The organism is Paraburkholderia sp. RL17-380-BIE-A (assembly GCF_046028085.1).
In the GTDB taxonomy this organism is placed as follows: Bacteria; Pseudomonadota; Gammaproteobacteria; order Burkholderiales; family Burkholderiaceae; genus Paraburkholderia.
In genome coordinates, this window is sequence record NZ_JARESQ010000003.1 from 418,775 (window position 1) to 441,270 (window position 22,496).

At 64.6% G+C, this 22,496-nt stretch carries 22 protein-coding genes; 11 read left to right on the forward strand and 11 right to left on the reverse strand.

Annotated features, from left to right (window positions below):
• Positions 1–59: 59 nt before the first annotated feature.
• The 11 genes from P0D68_RS07140 to upp form a co-directional block, all read right to left on the reverse strand.
• Entirely contained in the window at positions 60–1,160 is a 1,101-nt protein-coding gene (locus P0D68_RS07140) for an extracellular catalytic domain type 1 short-chain-length polyhydroxyalkanoate depolymerase (protein ID WP_408297095.1), read from the reverse strand.
• Positions 1,161–1,250: 90 nt separating this feature from the next.
• Positions 1,251–1,676 carry a ribbon-helix-helix domain-containing protein gene (locus tag P0D68_RS07145; RefSeq protein ID WP_091796013.1) on the reverse strand — a complete coding sequence of 142 codons (426 nt, stop codon included), beginning with the start codon at positions 1,674–1,676 and terminating at the stop codon, positions 1,251–1,253.
• A gap of 342 nt (positions 1,677–2,018) precedes the next feature.
• Positions 2,019–3,488: a ribonuclease G gene (gene rng, locus P0D68_RS07150; RefSeq protein ID WP_111930459.1), complete on the reverse strand. Its 1,470-nt coding sequence runs from the start codon at positions 3,486–3,488 to the stop codon at positions 2,019–2,021.
• A gap of 9 nt (positions 3,489–3,497) precedes the next feature.
• Positions 3,498–4,127: a Maf family protein gene (locus tag P0D68_RS07155; RefSeq protein WP_408297093.1), complete on the reverse strand. Its 630-nt coding sequence runs from the start codon at positions 4,125–4,127 to the stop codon at positions 3,498–3,500.
• A 75-nt stretch (positions 4,128–4,202) separates the two neighbouring features.
• Positions 4,203–4,673: a 23S rRNA (pseudouridine(1915)-N(3))-methyltransferase RlmH gene (gene rlmH / locus P0D68_RS07160; protein ID WP_091795971.1), complete on the reverse strand. Its 471-nt coding sequence runs from the start codon at positions 4,671–4,673 to the stop codon at positions 4,203–4,205.
• A 46-nt stretch (positions 4,674–4,719) separates the two neighbouring features.
• A complete protein-coding gene (gene rsfS, locus P0D68_RS07165) occupies positions 4,720–5,178 on the reverse strand; it encodes a ribosome silencing factor (protein WP_091795967.1) in 459 nt (152 codons plus the stop codon).
• Positions 5,179–5,182: 4 nt separating this feature from the next.
• Complete coding sequence (locus P0D68_RS07170) at positions 5,183–5,899, reverse strand: nicotinate-nucleotide adenylyltransferase (protein WP_408183562.1); 717 nt, start codon at positions 5,897–5,899, stop codon at positions 5,183–5,185.
• Positions 5,900–5,948: 49 nt separating this feature from the next.
• Positions 5,949–6,872, reverse strand: a complete 924-nt coding sequence (gene hemF / locus P0D68_RS07175) for an oxygen-dependent coproporphyrinogen oxidase (RefSeq protein ID WP_091795961.1) — start codon at positions 6,870–6,872, stop codon at positions 5,949–5,951.
• 284 nt (positions 6,873–7,156) lie between these two features.
• The gene (gene purD, locus P0D68_RS07180; protein WP_408183421.1) at positions 7,157–8,455 is read right to left on the reverse strand and encodes a phosphoribosylamine--glycine ligase; all 1,299 of its coding nucleotides are present in this window, start codon (positions 8,453–8,455) and stop codon (positions 7,157–7,159) included.
• Between the two features lie 238 nt (positions 8,456–8,693).
• Complete coding sequence (locus P0D68_RS07185) at positions 8,694–9,422, reverse strand: YebC/PmpR family DNA-binding transcriptional regulator (RefSeq protein WP_408297090.1); 729 nt, start codon at positions 9,420–9,422, stop codon at positions 8,694–8,696.
• Between the two features lie 439 nt (positions 9,423–9,861).
• A complete protein-coding gene (gene upp / locus P0D68_RS07190) occupies positions 9,862–10,512 on the reverse strand; it encodes a uracil phosphoribosyltransferase (RefSeq protein WP_011487457.1) in 651 nt (216 codons plus the stop codon).
• A gap of 290 nt (positions 10,513–10,802) precedes the next feature.
• Between upp and P0D68_RS07195 the strand changes: the two genes are divergently transcribed.
• The 11 genes from P0D68_RS07195 to sugE all read left to right on the forward strand — a co-directional run bounded on the left by P0D68_RS07195 (position 10,803) and on the right by sugE (position 22,382).
• A complete protein-coding gene (locus P0D68_RS07195; protein ID WP_091795954.1) occupies positions 10,803–11,582 on the forward strand; it encodes an SDR family oxidoreductase in 780 nt (259 codons plus the stop codon).
• A gap of 69 nt (positions 11,583–11,651) precedes the next feature.
• On the forward strand, positions 11,652–12,041 hold the full coding sequence (locus P0D68_RS07200; RefSeq protein ID WP_091795951.1) for a methylglyoxal synthase: 390 nt from the start codon (positions 11,652–11,654) through the stop codon (positions 12,039–12,041).
• Positions 12,042–12,100: 59 nt separating this feature from the next.
• Positions 12,101–13,075, forward strand: a complete 975-nt coding sequence (locus tag P0D68_RS07205; RefSeq protein ID WP_408297490.1) for a quinone oxidoreductase family protein — start codon at positions 12,101–12,103, stop codon at positions 13,073–13,075.
• Positions 13,076–13,329: 254 nt separating this feature from the next.
• Positions 13,330–13,443, forward strand: a complete 114-nt coding sequence (locus P0D68_RS07210; RefSeq protein ID WP_007175652.1) for a hypothetical protein — start codon at positions 13,330–13,332, stop codon at positions 13,441–13,443.
• Positions 13,440–13,532 carry a K(+)-transporting ATPase subunit F gene (kdpF, locus tag P0D68_RS07215; RefSeq protein ID WP_091795945.1) on the forward strand — a complete coding sequence of 31 codons (93 nt, stop codon included), beginning with the start codon at positions 13,440–13,442 and terminating at the stop codon, positions 13,530–13,532. The genes P0D68_RS07210 and kdpF overlap by 4 nt, the downstream gene beginning before the upstream one ends.
• The gene (gene kdpA, locus P0D68_RS07220) at positions 13,529–15,334 is read left to right on the forward strand and encodes a potassium-transporting ATPase subunit KdpA (RefSeq protein WP_408183430.1); all 1,806 of its coding nucleotides are present in this window, start codon (positions 13,529–13,531) and stop codon (positions 15,332–15,334) included. The genes kdpF and kdpA overlap by 4 nt, the downstream gene beginning before the upstream one ends.
• A gap of 52 nt (positions 15,335–15,386) precedes the next feature.
• The gene (gene kdpB, locus P0D68_RS07225) at positions 15,387–17,471 is read left to right on the forward strand and encodes a potassium-transporting ATPase subunit KdpB (protein WP_091795941.1); all 2,085 of its coding nucleotides are present in this window, start codon (positions 15,387–15,389) and stop codon (positions 17,469–17,471) included.
• 34 nt (positions 17,472–17,505) lie between these two features.
• A complete protein-coding gene (gene kdpC / locus P0D68_RS07230) occupies positions 17,506–18,084 on the forward strand; it encodes a potassium-transporting ATPase subunit KdpC (protein WP_091795938.1) in 579 nt (192 codons plus the stop codon).
• A 231-nt stretch (positions 18,085–18,315) separates the two neighbouring features.
• The gene (locus P0D68_RS07235; RefSeq protein ID WP_408297085.1) at positions 18,316–21,153 is read left to right on the forward strand and encodes a DUF4118 domain-containing protein; all 2,838 of its coding nucleotides are present in this window, start codon (positions 18,316–18,318) and stop codon (positions 21,151–21,153) included.
• Positions 21,146–21,844, forward strand: coding sequence for a two-component system response regulator KdpE (gene kdpE, locus P0D68_RS07240; protein ID WP_091795932.1), 699 nt, complete (start codon positions 21,146–21,148; stop codon positions 21,842–21,844). Before P0D68_RS07235 ends, kdpE begins: the two co-directional genes overlap by 8 nt.
• 217 nt (positions 21,845–22,061) lie before the next feature.
• On the forward strand, positions 22,062–22,382 hold the full coding sequence (gene sugE / locus P0D68_RS07245) for a quaternary ammonium compound efflux SMR transporter SugE (protein WP_408297083.1): 321 nt from the start codon (positions 22,062–22,064) through the stop codon (positions 22,380–22,382).
• Positions 22,383–22,496 lie beyond the last annotated feature (114 nt).

Below are 22,496 nucleotides of genomic sequence, written 5' to 3' on the forward strand. Positions count from 1 at the left end.
GGTACGCTGCATTTTCGCATAGCAGGCGTGCGTTCGTGGTTCGCTGCTAACAGCGTGACTCAATCGCGGCGCGGATGGGCGAGAAAGAATTTCAGCATTTCATCGGCGGCATCGGGGCCCGACGGGTCCGTGTACGAACCGCGCTGACTGCCTCCGGACCATGCGTGACCCGCGCCGTGAATCGACCAGTACTCCGCTTCCACGCCGTTCGCCGCGACATGCCGTTGTCGCGTATAGGTGCGCTGGCTGCTCGCCGCGCCGGATGGCGCGCTGACGGTGGTGGTGCCGGCGTCGAAGGAGGCCACGATCTCGGCCGCATTCGACGGATGCACCGTCGCGTCCGCATCGCCATGAAACACGATGAGCGGACGTTGCGGTGCGCCGCGCGCCCGATTGCGTTGCGTCTTGCCGCCTTTCATCGCGCCGAGCGCCGAGGGCAAGTCCTTCGCGCTGCCGTAGGGGAGACCCGAATGCACGCCCGCCGCCGCATAGAGATCGGGCGAAGTCTTCAGCATGATGTCCGCCATCGCACCGCCTGCCGAGAGACCTGCCACATACACGCGCGCCGGATCCACGCGATAGCGGCCCATCACCTCGCGCGTGATGCCGGCGATCAGCGACGGCTCGCCCTGATCGCGCTGCTGATCGGTGGGCTTGAACCAGTTCCAGCATTTCGAGTGATTGGCCGTGTGGGCCTGATTGGGATACACGACGATGAAGCCATGACGCTCGGCCATTTCGTTCATGCGCGTGCCGGCGGCGAAGTCGTCGGCGTTCTGCGTGCAGCCGTGCAGCATGACGATCAGGGGCAACGGTTCAGCGCTGTAGACAGCCGGCACGTACAGCTTGTATTGGCGTTGTCCGGCCGCGTTGCTGAACATATGCGTGCTGAAGGTGCCTGGCGTGTCGGCGTCGAATGCCGGTGCGGCAGGGGCGCGCGGAACGGGGCTCGCTTGCGTTTGCGCCTGCGTCCACGCTTGCGTCCATTCGTTCACGTTGGGCGGCGTGTACGGGGCTTGTGCGTGGTCCGCGTGGGCCTGATTCGCGTTGTTGCCCGAGAGCGCGCGCTGAACTGCCGCGGTGGCTTCCTGCGGGCCCTTCGTGCGCAATAGCTCGAAGGCGTCTTTCATTGATTTCAGGAAATCTTCGTTCATCTTCATGATGGTTTGCGTTGACCTGTGTGGGGCGTGAATGAGCAAGACGACCGATAGGTCACTGCGTCAGTCACGGTCGTGAGTCGAGTGTCGTGCCTAGCTGATGCGGCCGGCAAGCGCCGCCTTGACCGCGGGCGATGCGTGAAAGGCGCCGAGCACCACCACCGACGCAATCGTGGCCGCCGCGAGTTCCGGTGGCACATCGGCTGCGATGCTGGCGAGGCCGAGCACATGAATGTCGAGTTGTTCGTGCGCGGCTTGCGCCGCTTCGAGATCCTGCCGGGAGAAATGTTGCAGCCCGAGCACGAGGGCGCGTCGCGTCACCGTTTCCGAGACCACCTGCGCATGGATGGCGAGCTGGTTGCGAATCGCCGTGCGGATCAGATCGGTGCGGTTCGAGTAAAAGCCTTCTTCAACCAGAAGATCGATCTGGCCGAGGTCGATCGGACCCAGGTTGATGGTGATTTTTTCGGTCTCGCCGCCTTTGGGGCGGGAGGTGTCGATAAGGCTGAGTTTGGTCATTTGCACTCCGGGAGGCATCTTGAGGCCATCCAATTAACATCCAATGGGATGGTTATACGCCTTTGGGCCGGAGGGGGTCAATGAGAATAAAGGGGGTTCGTTCGGGGGGTGGCGATGACCGAGCGGATGCGAGCGGCGCGTTTTGCGGCGCCGAGCGAGACTGCGGGAGGGAGTGGTTTCGGGACCGATTGCTGCTGCTTGTGCAGAATCGGCCATTCCGACAGTGGCGCGCGTGTTTGAATGGCGCGCGGCGGGCGCTACCGGTGCACTCGAACTGGCACCGGTAGGGTGATGCGGTTTTTAAGGGGTGTTGAACGAAACGACGGAGTCTGGCGGAGACTTTTACATCAAAACAATATCGTACTGTTCCTGACTCAAATTCGACTCCACCTGCAGCGACACCGGCTTACCAATAAAATCAATCAACATCGCCAGATGCTGCGACTCTTCCTCGAGAAACAGATCAATCACCTGCTGCGACGCCACCACGCGAAACTCGCGCGGATTGAACTGCCGCGACTCGCGCAGAATCTCGCGCAGCACGTCATAACACACCGTACGCGGCGTCTTGACCTGCCCCTTGCCCTGGCAAACCGGACACGGCTCGCACAGCACGTGCGCGAGCGATTCACGCGTACGCTTGCGCGTCATCTCCACCAAGCCAAGCTGCGAAAAACCATTCACCGTCACGCGCGTGCGATCGCGCGACAACGCCTTCTTCAATTCGCCCAGCACCTGATCGCGATGCTCGACGTTTTCCATATCGATGAAGTCGATGATGATCACGCCGCCCAGATTGCGCAGACGCAATTGCCGCGCAATGGTGTGCGCGGCTTCGAGGTTCGTCTTGAAGATCGTATCGTCGAAGTTGCGCGCGCCGACGTAGCCGCCCGTGTTCACGTCGATGGTCGTCATCGCTTCGGTCTGGTCGATCACGAGATACCCGCCCGACTTCAGATCCACCCGCCGCGACAACGCCCGCTGAATTTCCGCCTCGATGTTGTACAGATCGAAGAGCGGTCGCTCGCCGGTGTAGTGGTGCAGTTTCGACGACACCGCCGGCGTGAACTCGGCCGCGAAGTCGGCCAGCATCTGATAAGTCTCGCGCGAGTCGACCTGAATGCGCGACGTCTCATCGTTGACGAAATCGCGCAGCACGCGTTGCGCGAGATTCAGATCCTGATACAGCAGGCTCGTGGGCGGCATGCGCTGCCCTTGCGAGATGATCGTCGCCCACGTCTTGCGCAGATACGCGACGTCGCCGGCCAGCTCTTCGCTAGTCGCATCTTCGGCGATGGTGCGCACGATGTAGCCGCCTTTTTCATCGGCGGGCAGCACGGCGGTCAGGCGCGCGCGCACGGCTTCACGTTCGGCTTCGCTCTCGATCTTCTGCGAGATGCCGATATGCGGTTCCTGCGGCAGATACACGAGTGTGCGACCGGCAATGCTCACCTGGGTGGACAGGCGCGCGCCTTTAGTGCCGATCGGATCCTTCACGACCTGCACCATCAGCGTCTGGCCCTCGAAGACGATTTTTTCGATCGGCTGATGCGGCGCCTGATGCTGTGGTTCACCGGCAATGCGCGGATGCCAGATGTCGGCGACGTGAAGGAACGCGGCGCGTTCTAGACCGATGTCGATGAAAGCGGACTGCATGCCCGGCAAAACGCGTACGACCTTGCCGAGATAGACGTTGCCGACGCGGCCGCGCGACAGCGTTCGTTCGACGTGAAGTTCCTGGACTGCGCCTTGCTGGACCAGCGCGACGCGCGTTTCCTGCGGCGTGACATTGATCAGGATTTCTTCATTCATGGTGTTATTTTAGAAGTCGATGCGCGCTGCACGCAGGAGGGCAGCAGATTCAAAAAGCGGCAAACCCATGATACCTGAATAGGACCCGTCGATATGCTCGATAAACTCCGCAGCGCGCCCCTGCACACCGTACGCGCCTGCTTTGCCGAGCGGCTCGCCGCTCGCCGCATAGCGTCGGATCGCGTCTGCGTGCAGTGCAGCAAAACGCACCTTCGACACGGATAGCGCGGCGGGCAGCAGCGTGCCCTCGGCGTCGACCACGGCCACGGCCGTCAGCACTTCGTGAGCGCGGCCGGCAAGGCGCGTGAGCATCGCGACAGCGTCGTCGGCATCGACGGGCTTGCCGAGAATCGCGTCGTCGATCGTGACGGTTGTGTCCGCAACCAGGATTGGCCGCGCGGCATGAGCGCCGGCCACGAGGCGCGCGCGTGCCGCATGCGCCTTGGCGACGCACACCCGCTGCACATAGTCGCGCGCGCGCTCGCCGGGAAGTTCGGCTTCGAGCGCTTCGGCGTCTTCATCGGGGCGCGGCAGCAGCAGTTCGAAACGTACGCCGAGCTGTTGCAACAACTCCTGGCGGCGTGGACTTTGCGAAGCGAGGTAGACGAACGGATGCAGCGATGCGGCGGACGTGGACATGAACAGGTCTCGATGAAGCGGATTGCATGGACATGCGACGGGCGCGCCGCGCAATCCCTGCGCCGCCTCGTCCATTCACACGCGATGATAGGGGTGATTTTGCGTGATGGTCCACGCGCGGTAAAGCTGCTCGGCCAGGAGTACGCGGACCATCGCGTGCGGCAAAGTCAGGCTCGAGACGCGCAGCAACATGTCGGCGCGCGCTTTGAGATCGGGGTCGAGACCGTCGGCGCCGCCAATCAGAAACGCCACGTCGCGGCCGTCCTGCTGCCAGCCGGGCAGGGCGCCGGCAAGCTGCATGGTGGTCCAGTCCTTACCGCGCTCGTCGAGCGCGACAATGCGCGCGTTCTTCGGCAACGCGGCTTCGATCTTCAGCCGCTCGGCGGCCATCACGCTTTCCGCCGGCCGTCCCGACGAACGTTGCTCGGGTTTGATCTCGCGCAGTTCGATGCGCAGCTCGGGCGGCATGCGCTTCGCGTATTCGTCGAAGCCGGTGGCGATCCAGTCCGGCATCTTGTGGCCGACGGCGAGGATATGCAGTTTCATTGCGCAAGCATTCGCGAACGAGAACGGTGAGTGGGCCGAAGCCCGCTCACTTGCGGCGTGCGGGCGCTTTGCGCGCGGGCTTCTTCACGGCCGGCGCGGCTTCCTCTTCGTCCTCGTCTTCGTCGGGCTCGCTCGAACGCGCACCGCCGAACGGATCCGGCGTGGACAGCTTGATGCGCACCGGCTTGTCGCCCCAGATTTCTTCGAGGTTGTAGTACTGACGCAGGGCCGGCTGCAGGATGTGCACGATTGCGTCGCCGCAATCCACCAGCACCCATTCGCCGATGTCCTCGCCTTCGGTGCTGATGATCTCGCCGCCGTTTTCCTTCACGCTCTCGCGCACGCTCGAAGCGAGCGCTTTGGTTTGCCGGTTCGAGGTGCCGCTCGCGACGATCACGCGATCGAACAGCGCGGTCAGGTGGCTGGTGTTGAACACCTTGATGTCTTGCGCTTTGACGTCTTCGAGAGCGTCGACGATCACGCGTTGCAGTTTGCGAATATCCATGGATTTACCGGTGGTACAGATGATGTTGAAGAATATAGTCCCACACCGCGGTGGGGACATGGCTCGCCGCCTGGTCTTGCTGTTCGCCGCCCGCGAGGGCAAGCCGCTGGTTCACCTGCTCGCGCAGATGCGCGCGAATGTCGGTGGCCGAAACGTTGAACGCAAGCGTCGTATCGATCAGCAAGTGGCCGCAGGGCGTGGCTTGCAGAACGTCGGCGCGGGCACGGCGCGCGTCGATTTCTTGAGCGACCGCCGGCGGAATCGACGTGAGGTCGAAACCGGGCCGGGTGGCCGCGCAGATGTGGGCGAACTCGAACAGGCGCCGCCAGTCGCGCCACGTGTCGAGATGCACCAGTTGATCCGCGCCGATCAGGAGCGCAATGGATGCGTCCTCACCTTCGCGATCACGCCAGCGTTGCAGCGTGTCGATCGTGTAAGTCGGGCCTTCGTGCTCGATTTCGTCGGTCGCGACCCGTACGGTCGTGCCCGGCAGCACCAGTTCGCTCGCCGCCGCGCGCGTCATGGCAAGGCGGTGCACGGCCGGCGACACGTCCGATTTCTGCCAGGGCTGGCCGGCCGGCAACAGCACGAGTTCGGTCAGATGCAGCACATGCGCGAAACGCCGCGCGAGCGCGAGATGGCCGTCGTGGATCGGATCGAAAGTGCCGCCGAGCAGTCCGATCCGGCGAGGCAGGGCGACAGGATGAGCGTTCGGCTTCAGGTGAAGATCCTTTGTCGTGACGATTGGAGCAAGGTGCGGGCGCTGCCCGTCACACCCACTCGCGCGGCACGAGAAAATCGCTGTAAAGACGCGCTTCCGGCGTGCCCGGTTCGGGCTGCCAGTTGTAGCGCCAGTTCACCACAGGCGGCATCGACATCAGGATCGATTCCGTGCGTCCACCGCTCTGCAGCCCGAACAGTGTGCCACGGTCGAAGACCAGATTGAACTCGACGTAGCGCCCGCGCCGGTATGCCTGGAAATCACGCTCGGCTTGACCGTACGGAATGTTGCGGCGCTTTTCGATGATCGGCAGGTACGCTTTGAGGAACCCGTCGCCCACACTCTTGAGCATCGCGAACGATTGATCGAAGCCCGGCGCCGAGAAATCGTCGAAGAAAATCCCGCCGATACCGCGCGGCTCGTTGCGGTGCTTGAGGAAGAAATACTCGTCGCACCAGCGCTTGAAACTGGGGTACAGGTCCGCGCCATAAGGCTGCAGCGCGTCGCGGCAAGTGCGATGGAAATGCTGCGCGTCTTCTTCGTAGCCGTAGTACGGCGTCAGATCCATGCCGCCGCCGAACCAGAAGACCGGTTCTTCGCCGGCCCTGGTCGCGACCAGCAGACGCACGTTCATATGCACGGTCGGGCAGTGCGGATTGTGCGGGTGCAGCACGAGCGATACGCCCATCGCTTCGAAACCCCGGCCGGCCAGTTGCGGACGCGCCGCGCTTGCCGAACCCGGTAACGCGTCGCCCGCGACGTCCGAGAAACCAATGCCGGCGCGCTCGAAGAAGTTGCCGCCTTCCAGAATCCGTGTGCAGCCGCCGCCGCGCAGCTTCTCGCCGGGGGCGCGCTGCCATGTGTCGGTGGCGAACGGCGTGCCGTCGAACGCGCCGAGCGTGTCCGCGATCTGCGTTTGCAGGCCTTGCAGCCAGTTGCGCACGGCCTGTGCGTCGTAGCTCGATTCGGTCATGAATGCAGATGCTGAGGGCGGCACGCTCGTCGTGCCGCGGGTTCGTCGTGAAGGGCGTTGGCCGGGCCCGCGTCAGGTCGGAACCTGCGAAGGCGCGCCTGACGTATTTTCGCGCCCGGCGAAATGCTCCCGGCTTCGTTCAGCCCGCATGAGCCTGGATCGGCCCACATGGTGCGGTGGGCGCCGGTGTCGCTGCTAAAACCCGCCGCGAAAACCCGCAGTGTAGCGCTGTTGGCGCCGCACGCGGGCGAGCGGGGTAATGGCCTGGTGCGGCGCAGTGCGGCTTAGTGCTTGCCTTCGGTCTTGGCGTCGTGCTTGCGGTTCAACGCACGGTAGCCGATGTCGCGCCGGTACTGCATGCCGTCGAACGAGATCTGGTTGATCGTTTCGTACGCGACCGACTGCGCGCTGCGCACCGAATCCGCCAGGCCGACCACGCACAGCACGCGGCCGCCCGAGGTGGTCAGCTTGCCGTCCGTCAACGTGGTGCCGGCGTGGAACGTGACCGAATCCGCGGTTTCAGCCGGAATGTCGTTAATGCGGTCACCCTTGCGCGGCGTATCCGGATAGTTGTACGCGGCGAGCACCACGCCGAGCGCGGTGCGGCGATCCCATTCCAGCTCGACCGTATCGAGCGTGCCGGCGATTGCCTGCTCGACCACCTTCGAATAGTCGCCCTTCAGACGCGCCATGATCGGCTGCGTTTCGGGGTCGCCCATGCGGCAGTTGAATTCGAGCGTTTTCGGGTTGCCTTGCGCGTCGATCATCAGACCGGCGTACAGGAAGCCGGTATAGCGGATGCCTTCCTTCTCCATGCCGCGCACCGTCGGCAGGATGATTTCGCGCATCACGCGGGCGTGCAGTTGCGGCGTGACGATCGGCGCGGGCGAGTAGGCGCCCATGCCGCCCGTGTTCGGGCCCTGGTCGCCGTCGAGCAGACGCTTGTGATCCTGGCTCGAAGCGAGCGGCAGCACGTGCTTGCCGTCCACCATCACGATGAAGCTCGCTTCCTCGCCGGCGAGGAATTCCTCGATCACGACACGCGCGCCGGCGTCGCCGAGCTTGTTGTCCGACAGCATCATGTCCACTGCGGCGTGCGCTTCTTCCAGCGTTTGCGCGACCACCACGCCCTTGCCCGCGGCGAGGCCGTCGGCCTTGATGACGATCGGCGCGCCCTTGGCGTCCAGATACGCATGCGCGGCGGCGACGTCGGCGAAGGTTTCGTATTCGGCGGTCGGAATCGCGTGGCGCTTCATGAACGCCTTCGCGAAGTCTTTCGAGCTTTCGAGCTGGGCGGCTTCTTTGGTCGGCCCGAAAATCTTCAGACCGCGCGAGCGGAACAGATTGACGATGCCGGCCGCGAGCGGCGCTTCCGGCCCGACCAGCGTGAAGGCGATCTGCTCTTTCTCGACGAAATCGGCGAGCGCGGCCGGATCGGTGATGTCGATGTTGCGCAGACGCTCGTCCTGGGCGGTGCCGCCGTTGCCAGGAGCCACGTAGACGAGCTGGACCCGCGGCGATTGCGCGAGCTTCCATGCGAGCGCATGTTCGCGACCGCCGGAACCGACGACGAGTAACTTCATGTGAATCCCCGAGACTTAAAAACCATAAACGGCTGACGCAACATGCTCAGCCGTGCAATGACAACGAGGTTCGCATTGGGCCCGCAGCCAGTAGCGGCGCAGGGCACGATGCGAAGCCGGGTGGAAGCGCGGTGCGTAAGTCGCACTCACGCGCTTCGGCGCTTCAGCAACGACGCGAGGGCCGGCGGCGTGGCGCGGTTCGACAGGAACCGCTGCACTGCGCGCCGCCGGGGCACGCTCATTCGTCGGCGATCGCGGCGTTTGTATAGACTTCCTGCACGTCGTCCAGATTCTCCAGCGCGTCGAGCAGCTTCTGCATTTTCACGGCGTCTTCGCCGGTGAACTCGACTTCCGTCTGAGGTTTCATCGTCACCTCGGCCAGTTCGGCCTTGAAGCCGGCGGCTTCGAGCGCGGACTTCACCTTCGGGAAATCGTTCGGCGGGCACAGCACCTCGATACTGCCGTCTTCATTCGTGACGACGTCGTCAGCGCCGGCTTCGAGCGCGGCTTCCATCAGCTTGTCTTCCGGCGTGCCGGGCGCGAACAGGAACTGGCCAAGGTGATCGAACATGAACGACACCGAGCCGTCCGTGCCCATGTTGCCGCCGTTCTTCGAGAACGCGTGACGCACTTCCGCCACGGTACGCGTGCGGTTGTCAGTCATGGTGTCCACGATCACCGCCGCGCCGCCAATGCCGTAGCCTTCGTAGCGGATTTCCTCGTAGCTTGCGCCGTCCACGCCGCCCACGCCACGCTGGATCGCGCGGTTGACGTTGTCTTTGGGCATGTTGGCGTCGTACGCCTTTTCGACGGCGAGCCGCAGACGCGGGTTCGAGTCGATGTCGCCGCCGCCCATGCGCGCCGCGACCTGAATTTCCTTGATGAGCCGCGTCCAGACCTTGCCGCGCTTGGCGTCGGCCGCTGCTTTCTTATGCTTGATGTTGGCCCATTTCGAATGACCCGCCATACCTTTCTCCGTCGCGCGCGCCAGTGGGGCGCACGCAGTGTGCAATTGTCGTTGCGATGTCGGGCGCTGACGCGTTCTGCGTTTGTGCGCCGCGATGTCAATCCGCCCGGTGCTTAACTGTCCGGGTCAACCATTCGTGGCTACCCGTCTCGCGCCTCGCCACGCCCGGCCGGACCCGGCTAGCGGGACCGCAGGTCGGCAGCGCGGTTGGGACAGGGCGATCTGGCCAGACCCCACGCGACAAATGCCGCGCCGGCCTGCCGGGCCCCGCGAAAGGCGCGGTGCGCCAGGCGGTGGTGCAAGTTGAGCCGCTCTTTGAGCGGATTCGAATTTTATCACGCCGCAAGGGTGCGGCAGAGGGCGAGATAGCCGCAAACGACGCGAAAAGTGCGCGGCGGCGGCCTTGGCCGCACGCCGTCGTGCGCTTTTCAGGCCGCTTTCAGTTCTTCGTGCCGAACAGGCGGTCGCCGGCGTCGCCGAGACCCGGGACGATATAGGCGTGCTCGTTCAGATGCGAATCGAGCGAGGCGACATACAGCTTGACGTCCGGGTGGGCGTCCTGGAACACCTGCACGCCTTCGGGCGCGGCGACCAGCGCGAGGAACAGGATGTTCTCGCCCGCCACGTTGCGGCGCTTGAGCACGTCGACCGCGTGCACGGCGGAATAGCCGGTCGCGACCATCGGATCGCACAGAATGAACACACGATCTTCGAGGTCGGGCAGGCGCACCAGATATTCGACAGGGCGATGGTCTTCAGCGCGATACACGCCGATGTGGCCCACCCGCGCCGACGGCACCAGTTCCAGCAGGCCGTCCGACATGCCGATGCCGGCGCGCAGCACCGGCACGATCGCCAGCTTCTTGCCGGCGATCACCGGCGCGTCGATCTCGACGAGCGGCGTGGTCAGGCGGCGCGTGGTCATGGGCAGGTTGCGGGTGATTTCGTAGCCCATCAGCAGCGTGATTTCACGCAGCAGTTCGCGGAACGTGCGGGTCGAGGTGTCCCGGTCGCGCATATGCGACAGCTTGTGCTGGATCAGCGGGTGATCGAGGATGAAGAGATTGGGGAAACGGCTGTCCTGAGTCATGGCGGGGGCGCAAGCGGCGGCTAGAGGGATCGGTTCGGCGCGCCGCATGGCCGGGGGGCCGGCTGGCTGGCGGACGCGCCACGGCGCAAGTTTACCGAAAGAGTGCGCTCCGAAGATACCGGAGATTGCAGCGAGCCGGCGCAGTCCGGCACCGATTCTTCTAGAATCGGGGGAAACTTCGCCACGGGAGCCCGCCGGACCCGGCGCTTCGGGCGAGACTCACGAGCGGGGAAAAAGCTGAGGCCGCCTGGCGCTTTCTCACGACGCACAACTTCACGAGGTGAATACACATGGACATGGGAATCGCAGGACGCACCGCGCTGGTCTGCGCGGCCAGCAAGGGACTCGGCCGCGGCTGCGCGGAAGCGCTCGCCGCCGAGGGCGTCAACCTGACGATCGTCGCGCGCACCGCCGAGACGCTCGAAGCCACCGCGGCGGAGATCCGCCAGCAAAGCGGCGTGGAAGTGAAGACGGTGGCCTGCGACATCACCACGCCCGAAGGCCGCGCCGCGGCGCTCGCCGCCTGTCCGCAGCCGGACATTCTGGTGAATAACGCGGGTGGTCCGCCGCCGGGCGACTTCCGCAACTTCACGCATGAAGACTGGATCCGCGCGCTGGAGAGCAACATGCTCACGCCAATCGAGCTGATTCGCGCAACCATCGACTCGATGAGCGAGCGCGGCTATGGGCGTATCGTCAACATCACGAGTTCCGCGGTGAAGGCGCCGATCGACGTGCTCGGGTTATCCAACGGCGCGCGTTCGGGGCTGACCGGCTTCGTCGCGGGCCTCGCGCGCAAGGTCGCGCCCACCGGTGTGACCATCAACAACCTGCTGCCGGGAATTTTCGACACCGACCGCATTGCCGTGACCTTCGCGGCGCAGGCCAAGTCGCAAAACATTTCCGTCGACGACGCCCGCAAGCAGCGCATGAAGACGATCCCCGCCGGCCGTTTCGGCAACCGCGACGAATTCGGCCGCGCCTGTGCGTTCCTGTGCAGCGTGCATGCCGGCTACATTACCGGGCAGAACTGGCTGATCGACGGCGGCGCCTATCCGGGCACGTTCTGATCGGCAGTTGCGGCAGTTCCATCATCACTACAACAACGACAATCACAACGGTTTCAGGAGTCTTACGTCATGACCACCCGTATCGCGCTGATCGCGCACGATCATAAAAAAGACGACATCGTCAAACTGGCCGGCGAATACGTCGACACGCTCAGGCGTTGCAACATCGTGGCGACCGGCACGACCGGCGGGCGCATCGCCGACGCGCATGGCCTCGCGGTCGAGCGGATGCTGTCCGGCCCGCACGGCGGCGACCTGCAGATCGGCGCGCAACTCGCGGAAGGACGTGTGGACATGGTGATCTTCCTGCGCGACCCCATGACACCGCAGCCGCACGAGCCGGACATCAACGCCCTGGTGCGCGCGTGCGACGTGCACAACATTCCGTGCGCGACCAACATTTCGACCGCGCGCATGGTGCTCGATTCGCTGACCTTGCGCCTCACGCAACAGGTCTGAGATCAGCGGCATTGCACACGCGGCACGCTCCAATTCCAACCCAACCCCAAGGAGACATGATGGTCAAAGCAATCCGATTCGATAAAACCGGCGGCCCGGAGGTCATGAAGTGGGTCGACGTCGAAGTCGGCGAGCCGGGCGCGGGCGAGATCCGCGTCAAACAGACGGCGGTTGGACTCAACTATATCGACGTGTACTTCCGCACGGGCCTGTATCCGTTGCCGTTGCCAGGCGGCCTCGGCATGGAGGCGGCCGGCGAGGTGACGGCGCTCGGCGCGGGCGTGAGCGGTCTCAAGGTGGGCGATCGCATTGCCTACGTGGCGCGTCCGCCCGGCGCGTACACGCAGGAGCGCGTGCTGCAGGCCGCGCAGGTCGTGAAGGTGCCCGATGCCCTGAGCGACGAGCAGGCCGCCTCGGTGATGCTGCAAGGCCTGACCGCGCAATATCTCCTGCGTCGCACGTATCCGGTGAAGGCCGGCGACACGATCCTGATTCAGGCGGCGGCGGGCGGCGTCGGCCTGCTGGTGTGCCAATGGGCAAAGGCGCTCGGCGCGACGGTGATCGGCACGGTCGGCTCGGATGAAAAAGCGCAGATCGCCACGGCGCACGGCTGCGACCACGCGATCGTCTACACGCGCGAGAACTTCACCAAGCGCGTGCGCGAGATCACCAACGGCGCGGGCGTGCCGGTGGTGTACGACTCGATCGGTAAAGACACGTTTGCGGGCTCGCTCGATTGCCTCGCGCCGCTCGGCATGTTCGTGAGCTTCGGCAACGCGTCGGGGCCGTTGCCGCCGATCGATTCTTCTGAATTCGCCGGGCGCGGTTCGCTGTTCTTTACGCGTCCGACGCTCTTCACCTATATCGCCAAACGCAGCGACTACGAGGCGATGTCCGCCGAGCTGTTCGACATGCTGGTGTCGGGCAAGGTGAAGACGAGCATCAATCAGCGTTACGCGCTGGCGGATGTCGGAAAGGCGCACGCGGATCTCGAAGGACGCCGCACCACGGGCTCGACGGTTCTGCTGCCGTGAGGCGTCGCGGCATAAACGTGCCGTAAGCCCTACAAAAATCGCGCGATCCTCGAAGTCGCGCTCGACGCACTGGAAAAGTCGGCGCGTCACGCCGTAAACCCATGCCAGGCATGCACAAGGCCGTTCCGTCTTGCGATGGAACGGCCTTTCCCGTTTACGCGATTTTTATACACGCCCTCCCATCTTTGACCAGCCCTTTACGCGGTTCGGCATAACGTTGCACCCATCCAAAGTCCGTGTAATGGAGAACAAAAATGGATGTGCTGTATGTCGGGGGCCTGGTGCTGTTCGCCGCACTGACCTTTGCGTTAATTGCCGGCTGCGAGAAGTTGATGCAGTTCCGCCGTGGTCAGGGAGCGCGCTCATGAGCTGGATTCTCTGGTTGTCCGGTGCGGCGACCGCGCTGCTGTTCGTCTACCTGGTCTATGCGCTGCTGCGCGCGGAGGACATTGAATGAACTCCAACAATGTCCTGCAAGCGGGCCTGTTCATCGTCGTGCTGCTGGCAGCCGCGGTGCCGATGGCCCGTTATCTGAGCGCCGTGATGGACGGCAGCTCGCGCGTGGTGCGCCTCGGCGGTCCCGTCGAACGCTTGCTGTATCGCATCGCGGGCGTCGATCCTTCCACGGAAATGAGCTGGAAGCACTACGCGATCGCCACGATCGCGTTCAACACGCTCGGCGTGGCGTTTCTCTATGTGCTGTTGCGCGTGCAAGGCTGGCTGCCGGGCAACCCGCAACAGTTCGGCCCGATGACGGTGGACGGCGCGTTCAACACGGCAGTCAGTTTCGTGACCAACACGAACTGGCAGGATTACACGCCGGAACAAACCGTCGGCTATCTCACGCAAATGCTCGGTTTCACCGTGCAGAATTTCTTCTCGGCCGCCACCGGCATCGTGGTGGTGATCGCGTTGATTCGCGGCTTTGCGCGCCACACCGCGCAAACCATCGGCAATTTCTGGGTCGACCTGACGCGCGTGACGCTCTACGTGCTGCTGCCCATGTCGGCGATCATCGCGGCGCTGTTGATGAGCCAGGGCGTGATCCAGAACTTCAAGTCGTATGAAGACGTGCCGACCTTGCAGACCACCACCTATGCCGCGCCGAAGCTCGACGCACAAGGCAATCCGGTGAAGGACGCGAAGGGCAATCCGGTGACGGTCGATACGCCGGTGAAGACGCAAACGCTCGCCATGGGTCCGGTTGCATCGCAGGAAGCGATCAAGATGCTGGGCACTAACGGCGGCGGCTTCTTTAACGGCAACTCGGCGCATCCGTTTGAAAACCCGACGCCGTTCTCGAACTTCCTGCAGATCTTCTCGATCCTGCTCATCCCGGCGGCGCTGGCGCTGGTGTTCGGTCGCATGATCGCGGACCGCCGGCAAGGCGTGGCCGTGCTCGCCGCGATGACGATCGCTTTCGCGGTTTGCGTGTTCGGCGAAATCAGCGCGGAGCAGACCGGCAATCCGGCCATCGCCGCATTGCACGTCGATCAATCGGCCAATGCGTTGCAGTCGGGCGGCAATGCGGAAGGCAAGGAAACGCGCTTCGGCATCGCGCAGTCGGGCATCTTCACGGTTGCGACCACTGCGGCTTCGTGCGGCGCGGTCGCCAACACGCACGATTCGCTCACCCCGATCGGCGGCCTGTATCCGATGCTGCTGATGCAACTGGGCGAAGTGATCTTCGGCGGCGTGGGTTCCGGTATGTACGGGATGCTCGTGTTCGCGCTGCTGGCCGTGTTCGTGGCGGGCCTGATGATCGGCCGCACGCCGGAATACGTCGGCAAGAAGATCGAAGCGTACGAGATGAAGATGGTGTCGATCGTCGTGCTGCTCACGCCGCTGCTGGTGCTGGTGGGCACCTCGATCGCGGTGTTGAGCGACGCGGGCAAGGCCGGCATTCTCAACCCCGGCGCGCACGGTTTCTCCGAAATCCTCTACGCGTTCAGCTCGGCCGCCAACAACAACGGCAGCGCGTTCGCGGGCCTCACCGTGGGCACGCCGTTCTACAACTGGCTCACGGCGATTGCGATGTGGTTCGGCCGCTTCGGCACGATCGTTCCGGTGCTCGCGATTGCCGGCTCGCTCGCCGCGAAAAAGCGCATCGGCGTGACCGGCGGCACGCTGCCCACGCATGGACCGCTGTTCGTCGTGCTGCTGCTCGGCACGGTGCTGCTGGTCGGCGCGCTGACTTATGTGCCTGCGCTCGCGCTGGGTCCTGGTGTCGAACATCTGATGATGATGGGCGCCCATTGAGACCCGCGATGAAAACGAGTGATCACGCGCAAACGGGAAATTCGAGGATTCAATGACTGAACATAATGCAACCAGGTCCATGTTCGACCCGGCGCTGGTGCGCCCGGCGATCGTGGACTCCTTCAAGAAGCTCACGCCGCGCACGCAGTTCCGCAATCCGGTGATGTTCTGCGTGTACGTGGGCAGCATTCTCACCACCATTCTCTGGATCGCCGCGCTCGGCGGCCAGGCCGAGGCGCCCGCGGGCTTCATTCTCGCGGTCACCTTGTGGCTGTGGTTCACGGTGCTGTTCGCCAACTTCGCGGAAGCGCTCGCCGAAGGCCGCTCGAAGGCCCAGGCGGCGTCGCTGCGCAGCGCGAAGAAAGACGTGATGGCCAAGAAGTTGAACGAGCCGCATCCGAAGTCGCCGATCCGCATTGTGACGGCTTCCGACCTGCGCAAGGGCGACGTCGTGCTGGTCGAAACCGGTGACGTGATTCCGGCCGACGGCGAAGTGGTCGAAGGTGTCGCGTCGGTCGACGAATCGGCAATCACGGGCGAATCCGCGCCGGTGATCCGCGAGTCGGGCGGCGACTTTTCGTCGGTGACGGGCGGCACGCGCGTGCTGTCGGACTGGATCGTGGTGCGCGTCACGGCGAACCCGGGCGAGGCGTTCCTCGACCGCATGATCGCGATGGTGGAAGGCGCGAAGCGTCAGAAGACGCCGAACGAAATCGCGCTGACCATTTTGCTGGTCGCGTTGACGATCGTCATGCTGCTGGCCACCGCCACGCTGCTGCCGTTCTCGATGTTCTCGGTCGAAGCCGCGAAGGCCGGCCACGTGGTGACGATCACCGCGCTGGTCGCGCTGCTGGTGTGTCTGATTCCGACCACCATCGGCGGGCTGTTGTCCGCGATCGGCGTGGCCGGCATGAGCCGCATGATGCAGGCCAACGTGATCGCCACCTCGGGCCGCGCGGTGGAAGCCGCCGGCGACGTCGACGTGCTGCTGCTCGACAAGACCGGCACCATCACGCTCGGCAATCGCCAGGCGTCGCAATTCGTGCCCGCGCCGGGCTTGACGGAAGAAGCGCTCGCGGATGCGGCGCAACTCTCGTCGCTCGCCGATGAAACGCCGGAAGGCCGCAGTATCGTCGTGCTGGCGAAACAGCGCTTCAATATCCGTCAACGCGATATGGCGTCGCTGCATGCTGTGTTCCTCGCGTTCACCGCGCAAACGCGCATGAGCGGCGTCGATCTGCCGGGCCGTGAAATCCGCAAGGGCGCGGCCGACGCGGTGAAGAACTATGTCGAAGCCAACGGCGGACGTTTCCCGAACGAAGTCAGCAACGCGGTCGCCGAAGTCGCGCGCCGCGGCAGCACGCCGCTCGTGGTCGCGGAGAAGGGCGAGCAGGGCGCGCGCGTGCTCGGCGTGATCGAGTTGAAGGACGTGGTGAAGGGCGGCATCAAGGAACGTTTCGCCGAACTGCGCAAGATGGGTATCAAGACCATCATGGTGACAGGCGACAACCGCTTGACCGCCGCCGCGATCGCCGCGGAAGCGGGCGTCGACGATTTCCTCGCCGAAGCCACGCCGGAAGCGAAGCTCTCCACGATCCGCGCGCACCAGGCCGAAGGCCGCCTCGTCGCGATGACCGGCGACGGCACCAACGACGCCCCGGCGCTCGCGCAGGCCGATGTCGCGGTGGCGATGAACACCGGCACGCAGGCCGCGAAGGAAGCGGGCAACATGGTCGACCTCGATTCGAATCCGACCAAGCTGATCGAGATCGTCGAGATCGGCAAGCAGATGCTGATGACGCGCGGCTCGCTCACCACGTTCTCGATCGCCAACGACGTCGCCAAATACTTCGCGATCATTCCGGCTGCGTTCGCCACGACCTATCCGGCACTGAACGCGCTGAACGTGATGCACCTGGCCACGCCGGCTTCGGCGATCATGTCGGCGGTGATCTTCAACGCGCTGATCATCGTGCTGCTCATTCCGCTGGCGCTCAAGGGCGTGCGTTATCGCGCGCTGGGTGCGGCGATCCTGCTGCGCCGCAATCTGCTCATTTACGGTTTGGGCGGGATCATCGTGCCGTTCATCGGCATCAAGCTGATCGATATGGTGCTGGCCGCGTTCGGTTGGGTCTGAGCGCTAGTCGCTAGTTCAAGAGGAATCATTCATCATGAAAAATCTGTTCCGTCCGTTGATCGTGCTGTTCGCGGTGCTCACCGCCGTCACGGGGCTGGCTTATCCGGCGGTGATGACGGCAGTCGGTCAGGCGGCCTTCCACGATCAGGCCAACGGCAGCATGCTCGAACAGGACGGCAAGGTGGTCGGCTCGAAGCTGATCGGCCAGCAGTTCGACGCGCCGCAGTACTTCTGGGGCCGTCTGTCGGCCACCAGCCCGATGCCGTACAACGCGCAGGGTTCGAGCGGGTCGAATCTCGGCCCGACCAACCCGGCCTTGCTCGACGAAATCAAAGGCCGCATCGACGCGCTGAAAGCCGCCGGCACGGATATGTCCAAGCCGGTGCCGGTCGATCTGGTGACGTCGTCGGGCAGCGGTCTCGATCCTGAGATCAGCCCGGCTGCGGCGGCTTATCAGATCGAGCGCGTCGCCAAGGCTCGCAAGCTCGCGCCGAACGACGTGCAGGCGCTGGTGGACCGTTATACGAGCGGCCGTCAGTTCGGCATTCTGGGCGAGCCGCGCGTGAACGTGCTGCAACTGAACCTGGCGCTGGACGAGATGAAGCGCGGCTGATCCTCTGAGCCTCTGAGGCGCAGCGTTTCGCAAAGGCGGCGTCCTCGCGACTCCGCCTTTGGCTTTTGACGGCGCGGCGTAGCGCGCATGATGGCGGTGCGGCATGAGCGTAGCCGCGGCGCGAAGCGATCTGTGCTGGCCGCCATGAGCGGCCCCCGCCATTTGCGGCCGCGCCGCCGCCGTGCCACCATGCGTAGACTGACGCTCGCCCAACGATGAAAACCATTGAGCATGAACCGCCCCGATCCCGATGAGCTGCTCGACAAGCTGCAACGCGACGAAGAAAAACGTCAGCGAGGCAGGCTGAAGATTTTTTTCGGCGCGTCGGCCGGCGTCGGCAAAACCTATGCGATGTTGCAGGCCGCGCGCCGCCGTTACGATGAAGGCGCGGACGTGGTGGTCGGCATCGCCGAAACCCATGGCCGCAGCGAAACCGCGGCGCTGCTCGAAGGCCTCGACGTGCTGCCGCTCGCGCAGATCGAGTATCGCGGCCGCAAGCTCGGCGAGTTCGATCTGGACGCCGCGCTCGCCCGCAAGCCGCAACTGATTCTCGTCGACGAGCTCGCGCATTCGAACGTGCAGGGCGCGCGCCACCTGAAGCGCTGGCAGGACGTCTACGAACTGCTCGACGCGGGCATCGACGTCTATACGACGGTCAACGTCCAGCACCTCGAAAGTCTGAACGACGTGGTCGGGCAGATCACCGGCATTCGCGTCTGGGAGACCGTGCCGGATCGCGTGTTCGATCGCGCCGACGAAGTCACGCTGGTCGACTTGCCGGCCGAGGAACTGCTTGACCGCATGCGCGACGGCAAAGTGTATTTGCCGCAGCAGGCCGAACGCGCGGTGCGCAACTTCTTTCGCAAAGGCAACCTGATCGCGTTGCGCGAGTTGGCGCTGCGCCGCACCGCGGATCGCGTCGATGCGCAGATGCGGGAGTATCGCGCCGACCGTTCGATCCAGCGCATCTGGCAGGCGCGCGAGCGCTTGCTGGTGTGCGTCGGCCCCGGCCCGGAAGCGCCGATGCTGGTGCGCGCGGCGGCGCGTCTTGCCGCCAGCCTGAAGGCCGACTGGATTGCCGTCTATGTCGAGACGCCCGCGCTGCAGCGTTTGCCGGATGCGCGCCGTGAACGCACGCTGAACGCGCTGAAGCTCGCCGCTGAACTCGGCGCCGAAACCGCGACGTTGGCGGGCGCCGACGCGGCCGCCGCATTGATCGGCTACGCGCAGGCTCGCAACGTGTCGAAGCTCGTGGCCGGCGCGTCGGCGCGCACGGGCCTGCAGCGCTGGTTGCGCAAGCCCCTCGGCGAGCGTATCGCCGAAACGGCAGCGGGCGATCTCGATCTCACGCTGATTCGCGCTTCTTCCGAACGCGACGGCGGCGAGCATCGGCATCTTTTGAACACCACCGCGAACGCCTGGCGCGATGCATTGAGCGCCGCGCGCGAACGCCGCTCGCCGCCGCGCGCCTACGCTTTCGCGCTGGCGATCTGCGCGGCCATCACCCTGCTGTCGAGCCAGTTGATCGACCATATCGATCTGACCAACCTCGTCATGCTGTATCTGCTCGGCGTGATCTTCGCCGCGGTGAAGCTCGGGCGCGGGCCCGGTGTGGTGCTGTCGTTCATGAGCGTGGCCGCGTTCGATTTCTTCTTCGTGCCGCCGCGCATGTCGCTGTCGGTCTCGGACACGCAGTATCTGCTGACCTTCTTCGGCATGCTGCTGACTTCGCTGGTGATCAGCCATCTCACCTCGAGCCTGCGCCGTGAGGCGAGCGTGGCGCGGCGGCGCGAGCAACGCACCGGCGCAATGTACGCGATGGCGCGCGAGCTGGCCGCGGCGTTGACCACGGAGCAGATCGTCGGCATAGGCAGCCGTCATGTGAGCGAGGTGTTCGGCGCACGCGTCGCGATTCTGTTGCCGGATAGCGCCGATCAGGTCAAACAGAAGATCGAGGATCCCGACGCGGCGGTCACGCTCGAAGGCGAGATGCTCGATAGCGACGTCGGCCAATGGGTCTACGATCAGCAGAAGCCGGCCGGTCACGGCACCGACACGCTGCCGGCCGCCGCGGCCCTCTACCTGCCGCTCAAGGCGCCCATGCGTACGCGCGGCGTGCTGGCGGTCGTGATGCGCAACGAGGGCGAACTCGACGTGCCCGAACAGCAGCGCATGCTCGACGCGTTCGCCGCGCAGATCGCGCTCGCGCTGGAACGGGTGCACTACGTGGACATCGCGCGCGACGCGCTCGTGAACATGGAGTCGGAGCGCCTGCGCAACTCGTTGTTGTCGGCGATCTCGCACGATCTGCGCACGCCGTTGACGACCATCGTCGGCTTCTCGTCGATGCTCGCGCAATCGCCTGATACGCAGCCCAACGGCGAACTGGTCGAAGCGATTCACGAGGAGGCGCTGCGCATGACCGGCATCGTCACGAATCTGCTCGACATGGCTCGCCTGCAGGCGGGCAGTCTGCAACTTAATCAGCAATGGACGCTGCTCGAAGAAACCGTGGGGGCCGCGCTGCGCGCGTGCAAACGCGTGCTGGCGAATCATCCGGTGCAGGTGAAGTTGGCCGCCGACTTGCCGCTCTTGCACCTCGACGCCGTGCTGATGGAGCGGCTCTTTTCCAACCTGTTCGAAAACGCGGCCAAATACACGGCGCCGACCACGCCGTTGACGATCGGCGCGCAGCGTCTCGACGCGGACGGCAAGTCGTTCGTGCGCGTCACTGTCGACGATGACGGCCCGGGCCTGCCCGCCGGCATGGAAGCGCGTGTGTTCGAGAAGTTCACGCGTGGCGAGAAAGAATCGGCCAAGCCGGGCATCGGTCTCGGGCTTGCGATCTGCCGCGCGATCGTGGAAGCGCACGGCGGTACAATCGGCGCGCTCAATCGCGTGTCGGCGGACGGCCATGTGGAAGGCGCGCGCTTCTGGTTCACGCTGCCCGTGGAAACGCCGCCCGACGCACCGGACGCACTCGAAGACGAAGACGCCGATGCTTTGACGCACGCCGACACCGACAGCGAACCAATTCCTAACCCGCTTGCCAAGCCTACCCATGAGTGACCCGAGCATCACCGTCGTCCTGATCGAAGACGAAAAGCAGATTCGCCGCTTTGTGCGAACGGCGCTGGAAGGCGAGGGCATCGTCGTGCACGACGCCGAAACCGGCAAGCAGGGTCTCGTCGAAGCCGCCACGCGCAAGCCCGATCTGGTGATCGTCGATCTTGGCCTGCCCGACACCGACGGCCTCGACGTGATCCGCGAACTGCGCGGCTGGAGCGAATTGCCGGTGATCGTGCTGTCGGCGCGCACGCAGGAAAGCGAGAAAGTCGCCGCGCTCGATGCCGGCGCGGACGACTACCTCACCAAGCCGTTCGGCGTGTCCGAGTTGCTCGCGCGAATCCGCGCGCATATGCGGCGGCGCAATCAGGGTGGTGCGAACGAGTCGCCGCAAGTGCGCTTCGGCGCCGTGACCGTCGACCTGGCCTTGCGGCAGGTGAGCCGCGACGGCGCGGCCGTCCACCTGACACCGATCGAATACCGGCTGCTCGCCACGCTGGTGCGCCACGCCGGCCGCGTGCTCACGCACCGCCAGTTGCTGCGCGACGTGTGGGGGCCGTCGCATGTCGAGAGCCATCACTATCTGCGCATCTATATGGCGCATCTGCGCGGCAAGCTCGAGCGCGATCCGGCGCAGCCGGAACATATCATCACGGAAACCGGGGTGGGATACCGGCTGGTGGGCGCGGCTTGAGGCGGTGATGTGACGCGGCGCTGTGATGGCACGCTGTGATGCGGTGCGTTGACGCAGCCTGGCGGCGCACTGTGGTGAATCCGCCACGGCCGGCGCGATCTCTTGTCGCGAGTCGTTCCCGGCGGCTTACCGGCGATCCCGGTATAATTACATTTCGTAAGGACGACCTTGCGGTTTCACGAACGGGGACGGCCCCATCTCACCATGGAGCTGTCTCATGCCCTGGATTCTTCTGTTGATCGCCGGTTTGCTCGAAGTCGCCTGGGCGGCCGGTCTTAAAACCTCCGACGGTTTCACTCGTCTCTGGCCCTCCGTGTTCACGGTCGTGACGGCGCTCGGCAGCTTCATACTGCTCGCCATGGCCATGCGCCAGTTGCCGCTCGGCACGGCCTACGCGGTGTGGACCGGCATCGGCGCAGTCGGCGCGTTCATCTTCGGAATCGTGATGATGGGCGAGGCGTTGACCGTCGCCCGGGTTGCCAGCGCTTCGCTCATCGTGATCGGACTGATCGGGTTGAAGCTCTCTTCCGGGCATTGAGCGCCGTATTCGATCCCGTCGCCGGACGTATCCGTTGAGTCCGGCGGCGCCCGGCTCGCGCCCGCATCGAACTCCCCATTTATTCGCCGCTCTGCGTTCTGCGAATTAACGTGG